The sequence below is a fragment of the Acidisphaera sp. L21 genome, from assembly GCF_009765685.1.
GTDB lineage: Bacteria > Pseudomonadota > Alphaproteobacteria > Acetobacterales > Acetobacteraceae > LMUY01.
Genome location: NZ_LMUY01000154.1, coordinates 1 through 4,553 on the forward strand (window position 1 = coordinate 1; position 4,553 = coordinate 4,553).

4 protein-coding genes are annotated in these 4,553 nt (G+C 64.4%); 2 read left to right on the forward strand and 2 right to left on the reverse strand.

The window, feature by feature from the left end; genetic code table 11:
• The coding region (locus GSQ76_RS29785; protein WP_158747711.1) for a mandelate racemase/muconate lactonizing enzyme family protein at positions 1-935 on the reverse strand (935 nt) is incomplete at its 3' end.
• Between the two features lie 126 nt (positions 936-1,061).
• Between GSQ76_RS29785 and GSQ76_RS29790 the strand changes: the two genes are divergently transcribed.
• Together GSQ76_RS29790 and GSQ76_RS29795 are read left to right on the forward strand one after the other, a co-directional pair.
• The gene (locus tag GSQ76_RS29790; protein ID WP_158747712.1) at positions 1,062-2,339 is read left to right on the forward strand and encodes an MFS transporter; all 1,278 of its coding nucleotides are present in this window, start codon (positions 1,062-1,064) and stop codon (positions 2,337-2,339) included.
• A 22-nt stretch (positions 2,340-2,361) separates the two neighbouring features.
• Positions 2,362-3,456 (forward strand): Ldh family oxidoreductase, encoded by a 1,095-nt coding sequence (locus tag GSQ76_RS29795; RefSeq protein WP_158747713.1) that lies wholly within the window; start codon positions 2,362-2,364, stop codon positions 3,454-3,456.
• Positions 3,457-3,502: 46 nt separating this feature from the next.
• On the opposite strand, the gene GSQ76_RS29800 is transcribed toward GSQ76_RS29795, so the two are convergent.
• Positions 3,503-4,553: Ldh family oxidoreductase (locus GSQ76_RS29800; RefSeq protein ID WP_216851356.1), on the reverse strand; the 1,051-nt coding region annotated here is incomplete at its 5' end.

The following is a 4,553-nucleotide window of genomic DNA, read 5'->3' on the forward strand; positions in this document are numbered from 1 at the left end:
GCAGCGGCAATATGCACCGTGGCCAGCAAGCCGGGTCCGAAATAGGGTGAATGCGGCGCCAGCGAGACGCCATGGGCCGCCGCCGCCTCTGCAATGGCGCGCATGCCGGACAGGCCGACTTTGGTCACGCTCGGTTGCGCGTATCGCACGGCGCCGGCGGCAAACATCGCCTTGAACTCGAATAATGTCACGATGTTCTCGCCAGCTGCCACCGGGATTTGACTGGCCTTGGCAACTTGCGCAAGGCCAGGAATGTCTTCCGGCGGCCACACTGGCTCTTCCAGCCATCCGATATCGCATCCGCGCATGGTCTCGGCAAAGGCTATCGCTTCTGCTGGATGCCATGGGCAATTGACGTCCAGGAAGATCGGCACCGACGGGGGGGCCGCATCGCGTCCGGCGCGCACGATAGCCGGGTCGATTTCGTGCAGCTTCACCGCGCGGTAGCCCTGTGCCACTGCGCGCGCCACGTTGCGCGCCACCGTGCCCGCATCGCCGTAGCGCAATAGGCTGGCGTAACTTGGCACCTTTCTCCGATCGCCATCACCCAGCAAACGATGCAGCGGCTTGCCAGCGATCTTACCTGCGATATCCCACAGCGCGATATCCACGCCGGCAATGCCGAAGCTCGTTGGCCCGTTGCGACCATAGTTATGCAGGCGTCGGCTCAATAACGCGTTCAATCCGGCGAGGTCGCGCACATCGTAGCCAATGCAGAGTGGGGCGATGACCGTATCGATTGCTGCCTTGGTCGCGTCTACCAGATTGAACCCGAATGCTTCGCCCCACCCCACGAGCCCACCTTCCGCTTCGACACGGGTCAATAGTGTGTTCATCGTTGACAGACGCAGATTGCCCGCACGGCCCGAACTGCTGTCGTCACCATGGGTGAACGGCACTCGCACGATCGTGGTTTGGACGGTGATTATTTTCATGGGTGCATTTCCTACGCGAGAAATATCGCACGTGCTTGCTTGCGAAACTGCGCCGCGCGGCCTTGAATGATGGCGGGCAGCATACGCCTCGCACACACGCGCAAAACAGTCCAGGGAGGAACGGCATTGTCTGGCCGGTATCGCTACGTGATTGCGGGGATGTTATTTTTGGCGGCGATCATCAACTACATCGATCGCTCGTCCATCGGCATCGCGGCTCCGCTCATTTCCCGCGAACTGCATCTCAACCCCGGTCAGATGGGGATGATCTTCAGCGGCTTCTTCATTGGGTTCGCATTGTTTGGCCTGGTGGGCGGCGCGCTGGCCGACCTGTTCGGGCCATGGCGGGTGTATATCGGTGCGATGACGGCATGGTCTCTGCTATGCGGCGCCACGGTGCTGGCAACCAACTTCGTCGGCTTGCTGGTCGTCCGGTTTCTGTTCGGCCTGGGCGAAGGCCCGCAAACCCCATTGACGGTGAAGACCATCCGCGCGTGGTTCCCGCGGGAGGAGGCCGGCATGGTGATGGGCACCGTGCTGAACACCGGCAATATGCTGGGCGCCGCGATCGCCGGCCCGCTCGTCGGTCTGCTCGCACTCTCCTTCGGGTGGCGCTGGGCCTTTGGTGCGATCACGCTCATCGGGCTGGTCTGGGTTGTGCCATGGATGCTGTTTGGGGCGGACACGCCCGCCAGCAGCCCGCACATTGGCGAGGCGGAGCGTTCGTTTATTCAGCAAAGTCATGCTGCAGCACCACCGCCGCCCCCGCCGCAACCGATCGCAACCTATCTTCTATCGCCGACTATCCTCGCCATCGCCGCAGCATTCTTCGCCAGCCAGTACGTGAACTTCCTGCTGCTATCCTGGCTGCCCACCTACCTCACCACTGTGCGTCACCTGGATATGGCGAGCATGAGCCTGGTGAATGCTATTCCGTGGCTGCTCGGCGCTGGCGGCGCCATCGTTGGTGGTGGCATATCGGACTGGATGTTCCGGCGCAGCGGCAATGCGCTTGCCGGTCGCAAACTGGTGGCAATCATCGCTCTACTGGTCTCCGCCACCTGCATGGCGCTCGCCGATACCGTATCGTCCGTCGCGATGGCCGTCGCCATTATCGGCCTTGGTAATTTTACCCTGCACATGGTGCCCAGCGCCTGTTGGGTGCTCATCGGGGAACTGGTCCCCGCCAACCGCGTCGGCACCGTGACAGGCTATGCCAGCACCATCGGCACGCTGTCCGGCGCTATCAGTCCGCTGCTCAGCGGGCTCATCGTGCAGCATGGCGGCGGCTATGGTTTGTCCTTCGATTTCGCTTGTGTGGTCGCGGTGCTGGGGGCGCTCGGCCTGGTGGTGTTTGTCAGGTCCGGTGCGGCGCCGGCGCTACGACAGCAGGCGGCGACGTAACGCAAGACGAAGGGAGGCCGACATGGCCAGTATCCGCATTCCGGCAGACCGTGTTCGAGCGCAAATCACCGCAATCCTGGAAAGCTGGGGCATACCGGCCGATATACGCGACATCACGGCGGAGGTGATGGTCGCCACGGATCTCTCAGGTGTCGATTCCCACGGCATCTCGATGCTCATGGACTACGATCGCTCGCGCAGTTTGGGCAAGATCAATGTGGCCGCCCGGCCCCGCGTCGTGCGGGAGACGCCGGTGACCGCGCTGATGGATGCCGATGCGGGAATGGGGCACCCAGCGTCGGTCATGGGAATGGAATTGGCGATCGCGAAAGCGAAGAAGACCGGGTTGGCAGCGGTGTCGGTCTACAACTCCCACCATTTCGGCGCAGCCGGCTACTACGCGGCGATGGCGCCGAAACACGGCCTTGTCGGCATGGTCACAAGCGCCACCCGCACCATCGCGGTCGTCCCGACCCGGGCGGCGATCCCGATGCTGGGCACCAATCCGTTCGCCTTCGCCGCCCCCGCCGGGCACAACCACGATTTCCTGTTGGACATGGCGACCTCCACCGTCGCGTCGAACAAGGTCAAGGTGTACGATCTGCACAACAAGAAGCTGCCGCCGGGTTGGGTGATGGATGCCGACGGCACCGTGGTGGAGGATTCGGCCACCGGGTTCGACATCATCTACAATCGCGACCAGGGCGGCCTCACGCCCCTGGGCGGGATCGAGGCTATGTCGAGCTACAAGGGTTACGGGCTCGGCCTCATGGTCCATATTCTCGGCGGTGGGCTGTCGGGCGCACCCTTCTCCCCGATCCGCAATCGCACCCAGAAGCCGAATGATCCGGATCGGCTGGGCCATTTCTTCCTGGCGATGGACCCGGCGGCGTTTCGCCAGGATGGCGGCTTCGTGGACGACATGGACGCTGTCATCGACGAGCTGCACAACACGCCCCCCGCCAATCCGGCCCGCCCCGTTCTGGTGCCCGGCGATCCAGAGGCTGCAACTCGGGCAGAGCGTCTGCGCGACGGCATTCCCCTGCCGGAAACGCTGCTGGCGAAGCTGCGCGCGGTCTGCGAAGGCTGCGGCGCGCCCTATATCCTGGAGGGATGACTGGCAAAAATACGGGCAGGCCTAATCAGGGTTTGCCTACAACGCTTCAGCCGAGGCCGCCAATGCCAAGATCCCGGCCGAGTTCTTCCAGCTTGGATTGCAGCGCCGGGACGATCGGGACGCCCTCCTGAACCCGGCGCTCGCGGCGACGGGCGCGTTCGTCGCCGGGCAGCCGGATGATCTCCACGCCGGGCAAGCGGCCAGACTCCCGAAGCTCATTCAGATGGGCCAGCACGCCAGCGGCAAACACCGCCGGGTCCAGGAAGCGTGCGATGTCCAGGGCGACGATGAAGTGCCCGGTATTCGTGGCGCTGTGATCGTCCGCGTTGAAATCGACGACCTGACGGCCTATCGCGGCGCCGTTCAGCGTGCCGGCCAGCAGGCCAAGCACCATCGACAGGCCCGCGCCCTTGTAGCCGCCGATCGGCAGCAACGTGCCCTCGCCGCTGCGGGCGGAATCTGTCAGTGACACACCGGTGGCGCGGTCGATCATCCAGCCCGCCGGCATGGTCTTACCTTGCAGGACGTAGTTCTTGATCGTGCCGTAGGAGACAACGGTGGTGGCGATGTCCAGCAGCACGGGCGGCCCGTCTCCGGCGGGGATACCGATCGCGAGCGGGTTGGTGCCCAACAGCAATTCATTGCCACCCCAGGGGGCCATGTGGTTGGCGTTGGCGACGGCGGAGTAGAGCGAGACCATGCCGTGCGTTACCGGCATCGCGGCGTAGAGCGACGCCGGGCCAGCGTGGTTGGACCGGCGCACGCCTACCCAGCCGACGCCTGACTCGCGCGCAAGATCGACCGCAGTGGCGGCGGCTTGGGACATCACCAGGTGGCCCATGCCGTTATCACCGTCAACCAACGCCGTCGCCGCAGCCGTGCGGTTGACGGTGATGTTTGGCGTGCGATTGACAGCCCCGCCCTCGATCCGGCGGATATACTGCGGCAGTCGGAAGATGCCGTGCGCGTCGGCCCCGACCAGGTCCGCCTCCACCATCAGCCCCGCCACGGCGGCGGCATCGTCATCGGGCAGGCCGACCGCGGTAAAGGCGCGGGCAGCGAACTGCCTGAGCGCATCGGCCGAGTACAGTTCACTC

What these genes read in the sequence shown, in the direction of transcription:
- GSQ76_RS29795 (WP_158747713.1), top strand. Translation starts at nt 2,362, where the DNA reads ATGGCCAGTATCCGCATTCCGGCAGACCGTGTTCGAGCGCAAATCACC.